The sequence below is a fragment of the Pseudoduganella aquatica genome, assembly GCF_020865585.1.
Classification (GTDB): domain Bacteria; phylum Pseudomonadota; class Gammaproteobacteria; order Burkholderiales; family Burkholderiaceae_D; genus Rugamonas; species Rugamonas aquatica_A.
Genome location: NZ_CP086370.1, coordinates 3,112,453 through 3,128,068, shown reverse-complemented (window position 1 = coordinate 3,128,068; position 15,616 = coordinate 3,112,453). Strand labels below are relative to the sequence as shown.

The 15,616-nt window shown below is 67.7% G+C and carries 18 protein-coding genes; 5 read left to right on the top strand and 13 right to left on the bottom strand.

The window, feature by feature from the left end; translation table 11 throughout:
- The first annotated feature begins 31 nt into the window (after positions 1-31).
- Positions 32-802 (top strand): substrate-binding periplasmic protein, encoded by a 771-nt coding sequence (locus tag KT882_RS13965; RefSeq protein ID WP_161074303.1) that lies wholly within the window; start codon positions 32-34, stop codon positions 800-802.
- A 9-nt stretch (positions 803-811) separates the two neighbouring features.
- Here the strand turns inward: KT882_RS13965 and sugE are convergent, their stop codons facing one another.
- Positions 812-1,126, bottom strand: coding sequence for a quaternary ammonium compound efflux SMR transporter SugE (sugE, locus tag KT882_RS13960; protein ID WP_228896242.1), 315 nt, complete (start codon positions 1,124-1,126; stop codon positions 812-814).
- 119 nt (positions 1,127-1,245) lie between these two features.
- On the opposite strand from sugE, the gene KT882_RS13955 reads away from it, so the two are divergent.
- The 3 genes from KT882_RS13955 to KT882_RS13945 all read left to right on the top strand — a co-directional run bounded on the left by KT882_RS13955 (position 1,246) and on the right by KT882_RS13945 (position 3,098).
- Positions 1,246-1,605, top strand: coding sequence for a DUF1304 domain-containing protein (locus tag KT882_RS13955; RefSeq protein WP_161074305.1), 360 nt, complete (start codon positions 1,246-1,248; stop codon positions 1,603-1,605).
- 104 nt (positions 1,606-1,709) lie between these two features.
- The gene (locus KT882_RS13950) at positions 1,710-2,012 is read left to right on the top strand and encodes an ArsR/SmtB family transcription factor (protein ID WP_161074306.1); all 303 of its coding nucleotides are present in this window, start codon (positions 1,710-1,712) and stop codon (positions 2,010-2,012) included.
- Positions 2,013-2,042: 30 nt separating this feature from the next.
- Positions 2,043-3,098 carry an alkene reductase gene (locus KT882_RS13945; RefSeq protein ID WP_161074307.1) on the top strand — a complete coding sequence of 352 codons (1,056 nt, stop codon included), beginning with the start codon at positions 2,043-2,045 and terminating at the stop codon, positions 3,096-3,098.
- 112 nt (positions 3,099-3,210) lie between these two features.
- On the opposite strand, the gene KT882_RS13940 is transcribed toward KT882_RS13945, so the two are convergent.
- The 7 genes from KT882_RS13940 to KT882_RS13910 form a co-directional block, all read right to left on the bottom strand.
- Complete coding sequence (locus KT882_RS13940) at positions 3,211-4,170, bottom strand: MBL fold metallo-hydrolase (protein ID WP_161074308.1); 960 nt, start codon at positions 4,168-4,170, stop codon at positions 3,211-3,213.
- A 69-nt stretch (positions 4,171-4,239) separates the two neighbouring features.
- Entirely contained in the window at positions 4,240-5,583 is a 1,344-nt protein-coding gene (locus KT882_RS13935) for an acetate kinase (RefSeq protein ID WP_187358801.1), read from the bottom strand.
- A 10-nt stretch (positions 5,584-5,593) separates the two neighbouring features.
- The gene (locus tag KT882_RS13930; protein WP_161074309.1) at positions 5,594-6,064 is read right to left on the bottom strand and encodes a hypothetical protein; all 471 of its coding nucleotides are present in this window, start codon (positions 6,062-6,064) and stop codon (positions 5,594-5,596) included.
- 10 nt (positions 6,065-6,074) lie between these two features.
- On the bottom strand, positions 6,075-6,740 hold the full coding sequence (locus KT882_RS13925; RefSeq protein ID WP_407682048.1) for a C39 family peptidase: 666 nt from the start codon (positions 6,738-6,740) through the stop codon (positions 6,075-6,077).
- Between the two features lie 17 nt (positions 6,741-6,757).
- Entirely contained in the window at positions 6,758-7,234 is a 477-nt protein-coding gene (locus KT882_RS13920; RefSeq protein ID WP_161074311.1) for a hypothetical protein, read from the bottom strand.
- Between the two features lie 2 nt (positions 7,235-7,236).
- Positions 7,237-8,925 (bottom strand): hypothetical protein, encoded by a 1,689-nt coding sequence (locus KT882_RS13915; RefSeq protein WP_228896240.1) that lies wholly within the window; start codon positions 8,923-8,925, stop codon positions 7,237-7,239.
- 280 nt (positions 8,926-9,205) lie between these two features.
- Positions 9,206-10,642: a sigma-54 dependent transcriptional regulator gene (locus KT882_RS13910; RefSeq protein ID WP_228896238.1), complete on the bottom strand. Its 1,437-nt coding sequence runs from the start codon at positions 10,640-10,642 to the stop codon at positions 9,206-9,208.
- 189 nt (positions 10,643-10,831) lie between these two features.
- Here KT882_RS13910 and KT882_RS13905 point away from each other — a divergent pair, with 189 nt between their 5' ends.
- Positions 10,832-11,443, top strand: coding sequence for a 1-acyl-sn-glycerol-3-phosphate acyltransferase (locus KT882_RS13905; protein ID WP_161073596.1), 612 nt, complete (start codon positions 10,832-10,834; stop codon positions 11,441-11,443).
- Here KT882_RS13905 and KT882_RS13900 read toward each other — a convergent pair.
- From KT882_RS13900 to ureC, 5 genes are read right to left on the bottom strand one after another with little or no spacing between them, the layout of a single operon-like run.
- The gene (locus KT882_RS13900) at positions 11,440-12,033 is read right to left on the bottom strand and encodes a HupE/UreJ family protein (protein ID WP_228896235.1); all 594 of its coding nucleotides are present in this window, start codon (positions 12,031-12,033) and stop codon (positions 11,440-11,442) included. The two genes, KT882_RS13905 and KT882_RS13900, sit on opposite strands and share 4 nt — an antisense overlap.
- Positions 12,030-12,686: an urease accessory protein UreG gene (ureG, locus tag KT882_RS13895; protein ID WP_228896232.1), complete on the bottom strand. Its 657-nt coding sequence runs from the start codon at positions 12,684-12,686 to the stop codon at positions 12,030-12,032. Before ureG ends, KT882_RS13900 begins: the two co-directional genes overlap by 4 nt.
- A 12-nt stretch (positions 12,687-12,698) precedes the next feature.
- Entirely contained in the window at positions 12,699-13,379 is a 681-nt protein-coding gene (locus KT882_RS13890; protein ID WP_161073608.1) for an urease accessory protein UreF, read from the bottom strand.
- Entirely contained in the window at positions 13,379-13,903 is a 525-nt protein-coding gene (gene ureE / locus KT882_RS13885; protein ID WP_161073593.1) for an urease accessory protein UreE, read from the bottom strand. The genes KT882_RS13890 and ureE overlap by 1 nt, the downstream gene beginning before the upstream one ends.
- A gap of 12 nt (positions 13,904-13,915) precedes the next feature.
- Positions 13,916-15,616 carry an urease subunit alpha gene (gene ureC, locus KT882_RS13880; RefSeq protein WP_161073592.1) on the bottom strand — a complete coding sequence of 567 codons (1,701 nt, stop codon included), beginning with the start codon at positions 15,614-15,616 and terminating at the stop codon, positions 13,916-13,918.

Genomic DNA, 15,616 nt, shown 5'->3' with positions numbered 1-15,616 from the left:
CTGGGGATACAATCGCTGGCAGGAGAACAAGATGCACATTACGCTGCCCCTCGCTGCAATACTACTCGGCCTACCCCTGGCGGCGCAGGCCGAGCACTATGTGGTCCGCACCATGGGCCAGGAGAGCCTGCCCCCCAAATGGATGCTGCGCGACAGCCGCCCCGAGGGGCTGTGTCCGGACATCCTGGCGGCCATGGAGAAGGCCGAACCCCACCTGAAATTCACCGGGCAGGACGATTTCCGCTCGGTGCCGCAGATCGAACAGGGCCTGGAATCCGGCTCCGTGGGCGCCGCCTGCGCCCTGCTGGATTCGGAGCGCCGCCGCAAGGTGGCGTTTATGTCGAGCAAGCTGTACACGGTGCGCCACAGGCTGGCCGCCGCCATCGGCGACAAGGCCAGCGTGGAGTCCATCGACGAGCTGGTCCGCCTCAGGCCGCTGATCACCACCTCGCGCGGCGCCGCCTATTCGGACCAGCTGCGCGTGCTGGGCCTGGAAGTGGACGACAGCACCAGCGACAATCTGACCAATCTGAAAAAAATCCTGGCCGGCCACGGCCGCTTCGTCTACATGAACGAGCTGACGCTGGCGTGGATCATCCGCGAGAACAAGCTGAGCGATAAAGTGCGGCTGCTGCCGGCGGTGCTGAAAGAGGAGCCGATTTTCTTCTGGATCAGCAAGAAGGCCGACCCGGGTGCGATGCGCCTGATGAACTCGGCGCTGCAAAAACTGCGGGCCAGCGGAGAGCTGGCCCGGATTTACGAGCGCTGGTCCAATGAACGGGCCGCACCCCTGCCTAATTGACTAACTGGCTCAGTGCGCCAGCTTCAAGCCCAAGATCCCGCAGGTAATCATGGTGATGCACACCAGCCGCAGCACGCCGGCCGGCTCGCCCAGCACCATGATGCCGAACACGGCCGTGCCCACGGTGCCGATGCCGGTCCACACCGCATAGGCCGTGCCCAGTGGCAAGTCGCGCAGCGCCAGCCCCAGCAGCGCCATGCTGCCGCCCATGGACAGCAGGGTCAGCACCGACGGCACCAGCTTGCTGAAGCCTTCCGTGTACTTCAGGCCCACCGCCCAGCCGATTTCCAGCAGTCCGGCAACAAATAAGAATAGCCACGCCATTTTTCTTCTCCCTGTGTGGCAAGGTCGTCCCCGCCGAGCGCCTTGAGAATGCGAGGTCGTCCCCGCAGGCAAGAGGCGACAGTATATCATTGCAACATTTCCATCATGAAGGGGTCCCGATGTTACTCTTTGCGCAAGCCGTCACCGGCCTGGTACTGCTGATCCACGTCTACATCGTGCTGCTGGAAACGGTGTTGTTCCGCACCCGTGGCCGCCGCGTGTTCGGCCTGAGCGCCGAGAAGGCGGAAATCGTGCAGCCGGCCATGTCCAACCAGGGCTGCTACAACGGCTTCCTGGTCGCGGCGCTGGCGCTCGGCTTTCTGCATCCGGACCCGGCCATCGCGCGCGCCTTCACGCTGTTCGGCCTGTGCTGCGTGGCGGTGGCGGGCCTGTGGGGCGCGGCCACCGTATCGCGCCGCATCCTGTTCGTGCAGACCGTGCCGGCCGTGATCGCCCTGCTGCTGCTCCAACTCGCTTGATTTTTTGACATTGCCAGCGTGCCGCCAGCACGTTTTTCATTTATATCGTAAGATACCGATATATGCATCGTGATTTACAGATGCACATATCGCTAGAGACCAATATGGACATAGACATCGACGCAATCCACAAGGCGCTGGCCAATCCGGTCCGGCGCCAGATCCTGAGCTGGCTGAAAGAGCCCGAGGCTTATTTCACCGAGCAGGCCCATCCGCTGACCTTCGGGGTCTGCGCGGGCCTGATCGACCAGCGCACCGGCCTGTCGCAATCGACCGTGTCGGCCCACCTGGCCACCTTGCAGAAGGCCGGCCTGGTGACGGTGCAGCGGGTGGGACAGTGGAACTTTTTCAAGCGCAACGACGAAGTGATCCAGGCCTTTATCGACCATATGAACCAGGGCCTGTGAGCAGGCCCGGCAACTCAAGGAAGATACACCATGGCAAACCTGTTTGACCCTATCAAAATCGGCGACCTGACCCTGAACAACCGCATCATCATGGCGCCGCTGACCCGCGCCCGCGCCGTGGGCGGCGACCGCGTGCCCAACGCGCTGATGGCGGAATACTATGTGCAGCGCGCCTCGGCCGGCCTGATCCTGAGCGAAGCAACCGCCGTCACGCCACAGGGCGTGGGCTATGCGGACACGCCGGGCATCTGGTCGGACGCGCAAGTGGCGGGCTGGAAAGTGGTCACCGACGCGGTGCACGCGGCAGGCGGCAAGATCTTCCTGCAGCTGTGGCATGTGGGCCGCATTTCGGACCCGAGCTTCCTGAACGGCGACGCGCCGGTGGCGCCGAGCGCCATCGCGGCCAAGGGCCATGTCAGCCTGCTGCGTCCGCAGCGCGAGTATCCGGTGCCGCGCGCGCTGGACCTGGAAGAAATCCCGGGCATCGTGGCGGCCTACCGCAAAGGCGCGGAAAACGCCAAGCTGGCCGGCTTTGACGGCGTGGAAGTGCACGGCGCCAACGGCTACCTGCTGGACCAGTTCCTGCAGGACGGCACCAACAAGCGCACCGACGCCTACGGCGGCCCGATTGAGAACCGCGCACGCCTGATGCTGGAAGTGACGGACGCCGTGATCGAAGTATGGGGCGCCGGCCGCGTCGGCATGCACCTGGCGCCGCGCCGCGATTCGCACGACATGAGCGACTCCAACCCGGCAGAGACCTTCGGCTACGTGGCGCGCGAGCTGGGCAAGCGCGGCATCGCCTTTATCTGCGCGCGCGAAGCGGTGGGCGAGGACAGCCTGGGACCGCTGCTGAAGAAGGAATTCGGCGGCATCTATATCGCCAATGAGAAGATGGACAAGGCAACCGCAGAGAGCATCCTGGCTGCGGGCACGGCGGACGCCGTGGCCTGGGGTAAAGACTTCATCGCCAATCCGGACCTGCCGGCACGCCTGCAGCAAGGCGCGGCGCTGAACGCACCGCGTCCGGAGACCTTCTACCACGCAACGGCGGAAGGTTATACGGACTACCCTGCCCTGGCCTAAGCCGCCGGCGGCACCGGCGGGTTACGGCGCTCCGCGCCTAACCCGCCCTACGGCTGCGTCGAACGTAGGGCGGGTTAGCGGCGCAGCCGCGTAACCCGCCATCTCCATCAAATCAGCGCGGAATGGTGTAATTCACCGGCACAAACTGATACGCCTTGCCCTGGCTGCGGATATGGCCCAGTCCCGGGAACTGCAAGTGCGCCGCACCAATCAGATACCCTTGCTTGGCCGCTTCCGCAAACGCCGCCTTGCGCTGCGCCAGCGCCGCCTTGCTGTCGCTGTCGAAGTCTATCGTCACCGACGGATCGTCGAACTGCACCGCCTGCACGTGCAGCAGGTCGCCCAGCAGCACCAGCTTCTGCCCTTTGCTCTCGATCACATAAGTCGTGTGCCCCGGCGTATGCCCGTAGCTGTTCACCGCCTTGATGCCCGGCACCAGCTCGGTGTTGCCTTCAAACGGGTTCAGCTTGCCCGCATCGCTGTACGGCGACACCGACGCCATCGCGCCCTGGAAGAAGCCTTTCTTGTCTTCCGGCGCTTTCTCCAGGTTCACTTTGCTCAGCCAGAAATCCGTATCGTGCTTGTCCGCGCGCAGCACGGCGTTCGGGAACGCCGCCTTGCCCGCAGCCGCCAGGCCGCCCACGTGGTCCGGGTGCAAATGGGTGATGTAGATCTCGTCCACCTGCTCAGGCTGGTAGCCCGAGGCCTTCAGATTGGCCACCAGCTTGCCCAGCGTAGGACCGAACAGGCCGGCCGCGCCGGTATCGATCAGCACCAGCTTGCTGCCGGTGTTGACCAGGAAACCGTTCACCGACGTCTCCAGCGGCGCTTTCAGGAAGGACTTGCCCAGTGCTTGCGTGGTCTTGGCGGGCTTGTCATGCAACAGCTTGTCCACCGGCAGGTCCACCGTGCCGTCGTTCAGCGCGGTCACTTCGAAATCGCCCAGCATCATACGGAAGTAGCCGGGCGCCTGGGTCTTGGCCAGCGGCGCGGCCGCGAAGGCAGGCGACTGGCCCAGCATGGCGGCGATTGCGATGGCCACGCCTGCGGCCGGAATGCGACGAGAGATCATATTTCCTCTTGGATGAGTGGTGTTGAATTGCTTATATTATCGTAAAAATACGATATACGTGCAGCACCCTCAAAAGCTCATCGGGAAGCGGACCGACAGGGTCACGTCCGGCGTGTCGCGCGTGAGCCCGGCGCCCACCGACACATTGAGCGAGCGCTTGTCGCTGTAGCGGTAGGAGAAGCCCATCAGCAGGGTGCCCAGCTGGGTGCGCACCGATCCGGGCACCGGCAGGCCGTTCTGCCTGGTGCGGCCGATGGAGTCGTGGCTGTAGCCCAGGCTGAGCGTGGTCTTCTCGTTCAGGGCCAAGCCCATGCCGAAATTGAAGCCGAACACGGCGCCCGGCTTGAGCGTGCCCAGGTCCTCGAATTCGCCGTTGCGCACCATGCGCCGCACGCCGCTGCGCTGGAAATTGTGCAGATAGCTCACGCTGCCGAACAGCACGGCGGGATCGGACGGATACAGCCAGGTCAGGCTGGGCTGCAAGCCGTAAAAGCCGGAACCGGTGGGCAAGTCCAGCGGCAGCCCGGTGCCGGTGGCGTTCGGCCCCACGCAGCGCTGCACGCAGTCGGTGACCACTTCAAAGGGGTCGCGGCCGGTGCGGCTTTTCAGGCGCAGGCCCGCCACGTAGTAGGCCCGGTCCGGACCGCCCGCATTCAGCTGGTGGCGCAGCGCCAATTCGGCGTCGCCGACGCCGCGGCCGCTGGTGGAGAACACATTGTCCACCGCCGAGCCGGTGAAGATTTCGCGGCTGACGGTGGAGTCGGAACGGTAGACGTAAGGGATGCGCACTTCCAGCTCGGTGCGCGGCGTGAGGCCGTAGCGGCCGGCCAGCGCCGCGGTCATGGTGTTGCGCTTGACTTCGCGCACGTCCACCAGGCCGATCAGCAGGGCCGGGATGATGGTGTAGCCCACCAGCACCACGCGGTTGCTGGACGAATAGCCGAACTGGTAGGACGGTTCGAGCACGAAGCGGCCCTTGGGCGTCAGCACGCCGGGCGCTTCGAACAGCGGCGCCACTTCGGGTGGACGGCTGTCGCGCTGCGGCGCCTGGCCGACGGCCGCAACGCCCTCGCCAGCCAGCGCTCCGCCCTGCCCGGCCTGGCCGCCCTGCACCGGCTGCGCGGCACCCCCGCTTTGCTCACCCTGTCCGCCCGGCAGCGGCGCGGCGGCGGCGGGGCCGGTTCCCCGCTGGCGCGCAAGGCGTTCGGCCGGCGCGGGCACCGCCTGAGGCGCAAGCTGCTCGCGCAGCTGCCGCAGCAACTCGCGCTGTTCGGCCAATTGCCGCTTCAGCGCCTCGATTTCACCCGCCAGCTCGGCAACACCCCGCGCCACGGATTGCCCATGGGCCAGCGTCGTACACATCACAACAGACAAACCGGCCGTGCCGGCGCGCAAAACCTTGGCAAATCGCATGCATTCCTCCCTATCTTGGCGCAACCGCACTCGACAGCGCGGCGCGCATGCTGCTTTCAAAATTACTACTGGTCAGCATAGATAAGCTGGAAACAGCCGCATTGATAGTTGTCTGGCTCTGTATCAATTGGTCATTCACTGTGTTCTGAATAAACAACACCGGCAGCCCCGCCTGCGCGGCGTTGCCCATGCCGTTCTGCACCGTCAGCGGCTGCAGGGCCGCGCTCACCAGCGCAGCCTCCTCGGCGGTGATGCGGGACAGATCGGCAATCTGGAACTGGCTGCTGGCGACCGTGCCGCCGTTGATGGCCACCAGCCGCTCCACGCCCAGCGACACCAGCATGCCGCCGGTATCGAAGCCGCCGCGCTGGGCTTCCAGCGTTTGGTCGGAAACCGGCGTCCAGCCCGACGGCAGGCCATCCGCTCCGGCGGAAAACACGATGCCGCACAGCGCGGCGGCGATGCAGCGCAAGTGCTTCATTGCGTGCTCCTTAAAAATTGCCGCTGCCCAGCTTGGGCAGGGTCTGGCGTTGCAGGCTGTCGCGCTCGATGCCGCTGGCCAGCAGCGCTTGCGGCGCAACGCGCCAATCGGCCGCCGCGTTGAAATGCGCCTTGCCGGGGCCGCCGTGCACCACGAACAGCAAGCCGTTCTGCCAGATCGCTTCGAACGCGCGGCGCGGCATGGCGCGCGTGCCACTGGCCGGGTCGCCCAGCAGCACGCGGCCGCCGGACACGCCCTTGATCACGACAAAATGGTGATAGCCCCGCTCCGCCACCAGCACGATGGCCGGCAGGCCGGCTTCGGCCAGCTTGTCGAGCGGCAATTCGAAGCCATCGGCCACATAGCCCAGGCTGGCCAGGTAGCGCTTGATGTCCAGCAAGGAAAAACCCTCGCGCTGGATGCGCTGCTGGTCGCCGTGCAGATACATCTGCTGGAACGCGGCCTGTTCGCTCACGGGCCGGTCGAAATGGTAGGTCAGCAGGGTCGCCACCGCCGCCGACCCGCAGCTGAAGTCATACTGCTGGCGCACGGTGGCGCGGAAGCGCAACTCCTTCATGCTCGCCAGCGGCACGGCGTAGCTGCCGCCGCCCGCCGCCGCGAAGTCCGCCGCCTGCATGGCGGGCGGCAGGCCCGCCAGCAGCAGCAGCACCAGCATCAGTGATGATGGCGCCCTCATTTGAACTGCACATTCACGATGGTGGCGTTCTGGATCAGCACATTGGCGCCCGAATTCTGTATCACCATGGGCAAACCCGACGCATTGCTGAACGACCCATCGGCGATGACATTGGCGCCGGTGGCCACCGCCACCGCGCTGTTGCCGCTGACGGCGCCCTGCAGCTTCATATCGCTCCAGGGCGTGTCGCTGCCGCCGCGCAGCGCGTCCAGCCGCCGCGCGCTGAGCGCCGGACCCAGCGCCGGGACCAACACCGGGCCTGATGCCGGGCTCGATGCCTGCCCCGGCGCCAGGTCCGGCCCCGGCCCTTGGGCAGGCTGCTGCGCGGAACCTGCTTCCGCAGATCCGGCTGCAGCGGCCGGCACCATAGCCACAGGCACCGCCAGCGCGGCCAGCACACCGTCCTCCCCCAGCACGGGGAGGACGGGCGCCGCCAGCACCAGCGCCATGACCAGTTTGGCAGCGTGCCGCATCGCTACCTGCCGACGCTCAGGTTGGCCTGCACGTTCACGCTCTGCTGGATCAGCGACGAGAAGCCATTGTTCTGGCTCACCGTCATGATGCCCGCAGCCGACTGGCCTACGGTGGTCATGGTGTTGGACATATTGAACGTCCCGGCATTGACGGTATTGGTACCGCCCGCACCGCCGGTGCCGCCCGCGCCCGCGCCGCCGGCCGCATTCCCGGCCGTCTGCGTGCCGCCCGCGCCGCCGGCTCCCCCGGTGGCCGCGCCGCCTGCCGCACCGGCGCCGCCGGTGTTGCTGCCGCCGCCCGCGCCGCCTGCGCCGCCGTAACCGGAGGTCGCGCTGCCGTTGCTGGCCGTGCCGCTGCTAGCCGCACCACCGGTCGCGCTGCCGCCGGCCGCGCCCGCGCCGCCAGTGTTCGAGGCGGTGCCGCTGTTGCCGCCGGCACCGCCTGCCGCGCCGGCTGCGCCTGCGCCGCCGGTGCTGGTGCCGTTACCACCTGCCGCGCCAGCGCCACCGGCACCACCGGTGGCGGCAGCGCCGGCACCGCCCGTATTGCTGGCCGTGGCGCCCGCGCCGCCTGCCCCGCTGGTGTTAGTGCCGCCCGCAGCACCAGCGCCGCCGGTATTGCTGGCCGCCGCGCCTGCGCCGCCGGCCCCGGAACCGCCGCCGGCCGCACCCGCTCCTGCCGCGCCCGACGTCGATGCGCCCGAAGTGGCACCATTCGTGCCCGCGCTAACCGCACCGCTGGTCGCCGTGCCGGCGGTGGCGGTGGCGCTCTGGCCGCCCCCCACCGCGCCGCCACTGCCGTCCGGCGTGCCGCTGGCCGCCGTCGCAGTGCTGGTGGCGCCGCCGGCCTTCGCATTGCCGCCGTTGGCATACTGCTTGGCTGCCGCGTCGCCGCCATACACTTTGCCCGAATCGCCGCCTGCGCCGCCCTTGCCCCCTGCCCCGGTGTAGCCGCCATCACCGCCATAGGCCGTGCCGGTCCGGCCACCGTTGCCGCCGTCCGCGCCTCGGGCCGAGCCGGTGTCGCCGCCCGCGCCGCCGCGCGCATTGCCGGTGGCGCCGCCGTCGCCGCCATAGGCCAGGCCGCCCGCGCCGCCGCTGCCGCCCGCTCCGCCCTTGCTGGCGCCCGCCCGGCCGCCGTAGCCGCCGTCGCCACCCGCGCCGCCGTCGCCAGCCCGGCCGCTGGTGGCGTTGGTAGCGCTGCCGCCTTTGCCGCCATTCGCGCCATAGGCCTCACCGCCATAGGCTTTGCCGCTGCTGGCGCTGCCATTGCGCGCCTTGCCGCCGGATGCGCCGTCGCCGCCGTCGCCGCCATAGGCGCTGGCGCCGTTGCCGCCGTCGCCGCCGTAGGCCTTGGCGCCGTCACCACCATCGGCGCCCCGGTTCGAACCGCCGGTGGCTTTGCCGCCCACGCCCCCCTCCCCAGTGCCACCATTGCTGCTGCCCCAGTTGCCGGCGGTATTGCCGATGTGATGCACAGCGTTGCCGCTGACCTCGCCGTTCAGCCGGCTGATCGCCGTGGCCTTCGAGGTATTAAACGAATTGCTCAAATTCGAGGTTGCCGTTGCGCCACGGTCCGCCGCCGCCTTGCTGTCGGACAGGGCGCGCGCCATGGCATCGGCGTTGGTTTCAGGATCGCTTTGGGCATATGCGCTTGCGCAGCACAGCAGCGCTATGGTTGTTGCCAGCATTGTTTTCTTCATTTCCATGCCTCACCAGGTTAAGTTGAAAGAGTCGCCGGGATATGCCCGGTCAGAGCATGGATTGCAAGCTTGGTGCCAGCCACCAAAAACGCCGCAAGTCTCTGATATCATTCAACTTTCCAGGATGGCAACAGCTTGCTGCCGGACCGGACCGGTGGCCGCGTCACACTTCTGTGACGAACCCGGGCAGCGCCTCCGGCGGCAAACGCTTGATTTAGCTGGGCCATGCCGGCGCAGGCGCTGTAACGCGGCTGTGGCGGGCGCGGCGCTACTTGCTGCGCGCGCGGGCAGGGTTGGAAATGCCGTGCTTGGCCATCAGCCGGTACAAGGTCATGCGCGAGACGCCCAGCTCCTCGGCCACCTGGGTCATGCTCTTGCCCTGCACCAGCCCGCCCTCTATCGCCTGCCGCTCGGCGCGCACGCGGGCGCCACCCAGCGGCTCGCAGCCGTCCGGAGCCGCCGTCCCGGCCAGGCCCAGGTCCTCCGGCTGGATCAGCCTGCCCTCGGCCATGATCAGCGCGCGCCGGATGCGGTTGATCAGCTCGCGCACATTGCCCGGCCAGTCGTGTCCCCGCAAGGCAGCCAGCGCGGCCCCGCTATAGCCCCGGAGGCGCGGCGCGCGCTCGGCCGCGTAGCGTTCGAAGAAATGGTCCGCCAGCAACGGCAGGTCATCCTTGCGCTCGCGCAGCGCGGGCACCACCAGCGACAGCACGTTAAGGCGGTAATACAAATCCTGGCGGAACGCGCCGCGCGCCACCGCCGCCTCCAGGTCCACGTGGGAAGCGGCGATCACGCGCGCGTTCACCGGCACGCTGCGGTTGGCGCCCACCCTCAGCACGGACTTCTCCTGCAGGAAGCGCAGCAGATTGGCCTGCAGCTCCAGCGGCAAATCACCGATCTCGTCCAGGAAGATGGTGCCGCCGTCGGCCGACTCGAGCAGACCGCGCCTGTCCTGGGCAGCGCCGGTGAAGGCGCCGCGCATATGGCCGAACAGCTCGGACTGCGCCAGGCCGGGGGCGATGGCGGCGCAGTTGACGGCCACGAACGGGCCGGCGGCGGCCGCCGAGCGGGCATGGATGGCCTGCGCCACCAGTTCCTTGCCGGTGCCGCTTTCGCCCCAGATCAGCACCGCCGCGTCGGCCGGGGCCACGCGCGCGATCTGGCCGTGCAGGCGCCGCATGGCCGGCGTATGGCCCACCAGTTGCCCCGCCGTCTGCCCGACCGCGGCCTCATGGTTCCCGCTGCCTCCGCGCTGCGGCAAGGGCGGAAACGGCACCGCGCGCAAGGCCGCCAGGCCGAGCGCGTGGCCCAGCGTATGGCGCAGGCGCGCGCTGTCCAGCGGCCAGGTGTGGAAATCGCAGCAATGCTCGCCCACCAGCTTGCGGCCAGCCTCGTGCTGGAGCAGCGGCCGGTGGCAGACCGCGATCCAGTGCAGCCAGTGATGCTGGCGCAGAAACGCGTCCAGCTCGGCCAGCGCGGCGGCCGTCGCGGCGGCAATGGCGGCAACGGCTGCGCCCGGCCCGGCCGGCTCGTATTCCAGCAGCAACAGTCCTACACTGAGAGAACGCGATCGCAACTGCCGGGCGGCATCGCGCAGGCTGGCGGCAAGACACAACTCCCAACCGGGCAGCAGGCCGTCCAGCTGGCGCGGCATGGCGGACGCGGGCGCGCCCAAGCTCAGGCAAAGCAAGGTTTTTGTTGTCATTTATTAGTCTCCGGTGCCGGTCTGAGCTGCAACAATGACAAAACGGCAATGAAGACTGTACCAGAGGCGATATTGCTGAGCGTTGTTTTCAGTGCGTCTGGCGTGCAGCGGCGCGGGCCGCGCTTGCCGCAGCCGGGCCACCCGGATAGAATACCGGCGCACTTTTTCCGACAGGCAAGCAGACCAACCATGAACAAAGATCAACTAAAACCGGCAGACCTGCCCAAGCTGGGCCAGCGTATTGCGCTGCGCATGTTGATGGCGTTCGGCTGGCGCATACTGTACCGTCCGCTACCCGGCCCGCGCGGTATTGCGGTGGTGTACCCGCATACCTCGAACTGGGATTTCATGGTCGGCATCTTCGGCAAGTGGACGCTGGACCTGCCGTTCCGCTGGCTTGCCAAGGACTCGCTGTTCAAGATTCCGCTGCTGGGCAAGTGGTTCCGCGCCATGGGCGGCGAGCCGGTGGACCGCAGCGCCAAGACCGGCATGATACAGCGCCAGGCCGAGCGCATGAACGCGGCCGACTGGTACTGGGTGGGCATTACCCCGGAAGCGACGCGCGGCTACCGCGATAGCTGGAAAAGCGGCTTCTACCACCTGGCGCTGGCGGCCAATGTGCCGCTATGCCTGGTGTATATCGACTACCCGAACAAGACGCTGGGCCTGGTCAACCACCTGGTGCTGACCGGCGACCAGGAGGCCGACATGGCCGCCATCCGCGCCGCCTACGCAGGCCACCAGGGCCTGCATCCGGAAAACGCGGCGCCCATCGTGCTGTCCGAGCGCAAGCCGAACTAAGCTGCCATTAAAAGAACACCGGTGGCGGCGATGCCCGCGCCGGTGATGCGCACCATGCCCAGCTCGGCCGCCCGGCCGAACCAGCGTCCCACCAGCATCAGCACGCCGCTCGCGGCCAGGAAACCGAAGGCGCTGCCCGCCAGCGGCAGTTCATGGCCATGCGCATTGCCGTGCAGGATGGCGAAGGCAGCGATCAGCGCCGCGCCGGCCGCCAGCGGCAAGCGCGTGGCCATGGCGATCAGCACGCCCGCCAGCACCACCGTGGCCGCGATGCCGGTTTCCAGCCCCGGTATGGTGACGCCCGCCACACCGCTCAGCGCCCCCAGCAGCATGGCCGCCAGGAAGACCAGCGGCAGCGCCCTGCCCTGCGGCTGGCGCGCGCTCCAGATGCCCACCGACAGCATGGCCAGCAGATGGTCGAAGCCGGTGAAGGGATGCAGGAAGCCGTCCTGGAAGGCGTCCCCCCAGCCCGCCTGGGCAGCGGCGTGCGCGGCGCCGTGCGACGCCTCGGGATGGGCCAGCGCCGGCAGGCACAGGCCGGCGGCCAGCAGCGCCAGCAGCGCTTCGCGGGAATTCAGTCGTAATGTCATGCTTGCTCCTTGTGTGCCTGCTCCAGCAGGCCTTGCTCTCGAATAAAGGCGATCACCGCCTCCACGCCCTCGCCGCTGCGCAGATTGGTGAACAGGAAGGGCCGCGCACCGCGCTGCTGGCGGGCGTCGCGCGCCATCACGCCCAAGTCCGCGCCCACGTGCGGCGCGAGGTCGGTCTTGTTGATGATCAGCAGATCCGAGCGCGTGATGCCCGGCCCGCCCTTGCGCGGTATCTTCTCGCCGCCGGCCACGTCGATCACATAGATGGTGAGGTCGGACAGCTCGGGACTGAAGGTGGCGGCCAGGTTGTCGCCGCCGGACTCCACCAGGATCAGGTCCAGGTTCGGGAAGTCCGCCTGCATGCGGGCGATGGCCTCCAGGTTGATCGAGGCGTCCTCGCGGATGGCCGTGTGCGGGCAGCCGCCGGTCTCCACGCCCATCAGCCGTTCGGCGGGCAAGGCGTCCGCGCGCAGCAGGATCTCCATGTCCTCCTTGGTGTAGATGTCGTTGGTGATGACGGCCATGTCGTAGTGGTCGCGCATGCCTTTGCACAGCATTTCGCACAGCGCGGTCTTGCCGGAGCCGACCGGGCCGCCGATGCCGACGCGCAGCGGATTGGATGGCGGTTTGGACTGAGGTTTTAGCTGACTCATGATGCTTCCTTTTTATGATCGGTATAAGCGGCTGTACTGGACCTCGTGCCGCATCGACAGCAGCGACAGGCCAGGCGCCCAGTTGCTCAGGTCTTCTTCGGCCAGCCGCTGCGCGTGCAGCGCGGCCGCCTCCAGCTCGGGCCGCAGCGACAGCAGCATGCGCTGCCCCGCCACCTGCCCCAGCGGCACGGATTTCACGCACACCAGCACCTGGTTCTCGGCCCATGCGAACAGCATGGCCAGCAGCGCCTCGGCGTGCGGGATATCGAGCGCGGCGACGGCGCAGGCGTAGGCGACCGGCAGCGCCAGCTCGCTTTCCGCCGGCAGCATGGCGATGACGGCGGCGTCGGCGATGCCCAGTTCGGCCGTCAGGCGCGACAGTGAAAAACCCATTTGCAGCGTCTCGGCGCGGAATTCGGCGGTGTCGCGCGAGGCCAGGAAACGCTCGCTCCACAACGCCACGGCCTGCGCGTCGCGCTGCTGGAAGGCGCGCATCAAACGCCAGCACACCGGCGCCTCCCACTGCGCCATCACCTCGCGCAGCTGGCGCGCGATCCAGGCGCGCGCGGTGTCCGCGTTGCGCACCGTGCCCGCTTCAAGCGCCGCCTCCAGGCCCTGCGAATAGCTGTACGCCCCTATCGGCAGCGCGGGGCTGGCGAATTGCAGCAGATGCAGCAGGGCCGTGGCGTGCATCATCGCGCGCTGTCTCCGGGGCGGTGGATTTTCTGGCGCAACGGGATGGGCGCCAGCGGATGAGCGCCGTGGCCGTCGTGGCTGTGGCCATGGCCGCCGCCGTAAGCCCCCGACTCAGGCTCGAAGGGCGCGTCTTCCGCCACCACGTTCGCGCCCAGCCCGGCCAGCATGTCCTTCAGCACCGCGTCCGCGCGGATGCGCAGGAAGCCATCGCCCACTTGCGCCTGCGTATGGCGGTTCCCCAGGTGGAAGGCGCAGCGCAGCAGCGTGTGGGCGTCCGCGCACGTCACCTTGTAGGTCGGCTCGCGCGCGGCCACCACTTTTACAACTTGGCTGCGGTCCTCGCCGGTCAGCAGGTCGCCGTCGCGCAGCACGGTGCCGCGCACGGTGAACACGGCCGCTTCCTCGCCGGTGCTGAGCACCGCGCGCAGGCGGCACTTTTCACGCAGCTCGTAAGGCAGCACAAGCTGCGCCGTCACGCCGCCAGCATCGGCTGCGGCAATCTTGGTGTGCAGGGTAAGCATGGGTTAACCTCGTCAGAACAGGAAATAGCGCTGCGCCATCGGCAGCACGGCGGCCGCTTCGCAGACCAACAACTGGCCGTCGGCGCGCACTTCATAGGTTTCGGGATCGACTTCCATATGCGGCGTGGCGCCGTTGTGGACCATGTCGCTCTTGCGCAGCGTGCGCATATTCTTCACCGCGATGGTCTGCTTCTGCAGCCGCAGCTGCTCGCCGATGCCGGCGTCGAACGCGGCCTGCGAGACAAAAGTGAAGGACTTGCGCAGGCCGCCGCCGAAGGCGCCGAACATCATGCGGTAATGCACCGGCTGCGGCGTGGGGATGGAGGCGTTCGGGTCGCCCATCTGCGCGGCGGCGATCATGCCGCCCTTTAAAATCATGGACGGCTTCACGCCGAAGAAGGCCGGCTTCCACAGCACGATGTCGGCGATCTTGCCCACTTCCAGCGAGCCCACCACGTGCGAAATGCCGTGCGTGATGGCCGGGTTGATGGTGTACTTGGCGATATAGCGCTTGGCGCGGAAGTTGTCGTGCCGCGCGCCGTCCTCGGCCAGCGAGCCTCGCTGCACCTTCATCTTGTGCGCGGTCTGCCAGGTGCGCATGATGACTTCGCCCACCCGTCCCATGGCCTGCGAGTCTGACGACATCATGGAAATGGCGCCGATGTCGTGCAGGATGTCCTCGGCGGCGATGGTCTCGCGCCGGATGCGCGACTCCGCGAACGCCACGTCCTCGGCGATGGCCGGATCCAGGTGGTGGCACACCATCAGCATGTCCAGGTGCTCGTCCAGCGTGTTGACGGTGTAGGGCCGGGTGGGATTGGTGGACGAAGGCAGCACATTGCCCTGCCCCACCGCCGCGATAATGTCCGGCGCATGGCCGCCGCCCGCGCCTTCGGTGTGGAAGGTGTGGATGGTGCGGTCCTTGAATGCGGCCAGCGTGTGCTCCAGGAAGCCGCCCTCGTTCAGCGTGTCGCTGTGGATGGCCACCTGCACATCCATATTGTCGGCCACGGTCAGGCAGTTGTCGATGGCGGCCGGGGTCGAGCCCCAGTCCTCGTGCAGCTTCAGGCCGATGGCGCCGGCGCGCACCTGCTCCTCCAGCGGCAAGGGCTGGCTCACGTTGCCCTTGCCGAGGAAGCCCAGGTTCATGGGGAAGGCGTCCGCCGCGCTCAGCATGGCGTGCAGGTGCCACGGCCCCGGCGTGCAGGTGGTGGCGGCCGTGCCCACGGCGGGGCCGGTGCCGCCGCCCAGCATGGTGGTCACCCCGCTCATCAGCGCCTCCTCGATCTGCTGCGGGCAGATGAAGTGGATGTGGGAATCGATGCCGCCGGCGGTGACGATCAGCCCTTCGCCGGCGATGATCTCGGTGGCCGCGCCGATGGCCATCGTCACGCCCGGCTGGATGTCCGGGTTGCCGGCCTTGCCGATGGCGGCGATCAGGCCGTTCTTCAGGCCGATGTCGGCTTTGACGATGCCCCAGTGGTCCAGGATGACGGCATTGGTGATGACGGTGTCCATCACGTCCGCATGCGGGCGCTGCGACTGGCCCATGCCGTCGCGTATCACCTTGCCGCCGCCGAACTTCACTTCCTCGCCGTGGATGGCGTAGTCATGCTCGATCTGGATAAACAGCTCCGTGTCGGCCAGGCGGATGCGGTCTCCGGTCGTGGGGCCGTACATTTCAGCGTAGGCTGCGCGCGGGATAGTCGCCAT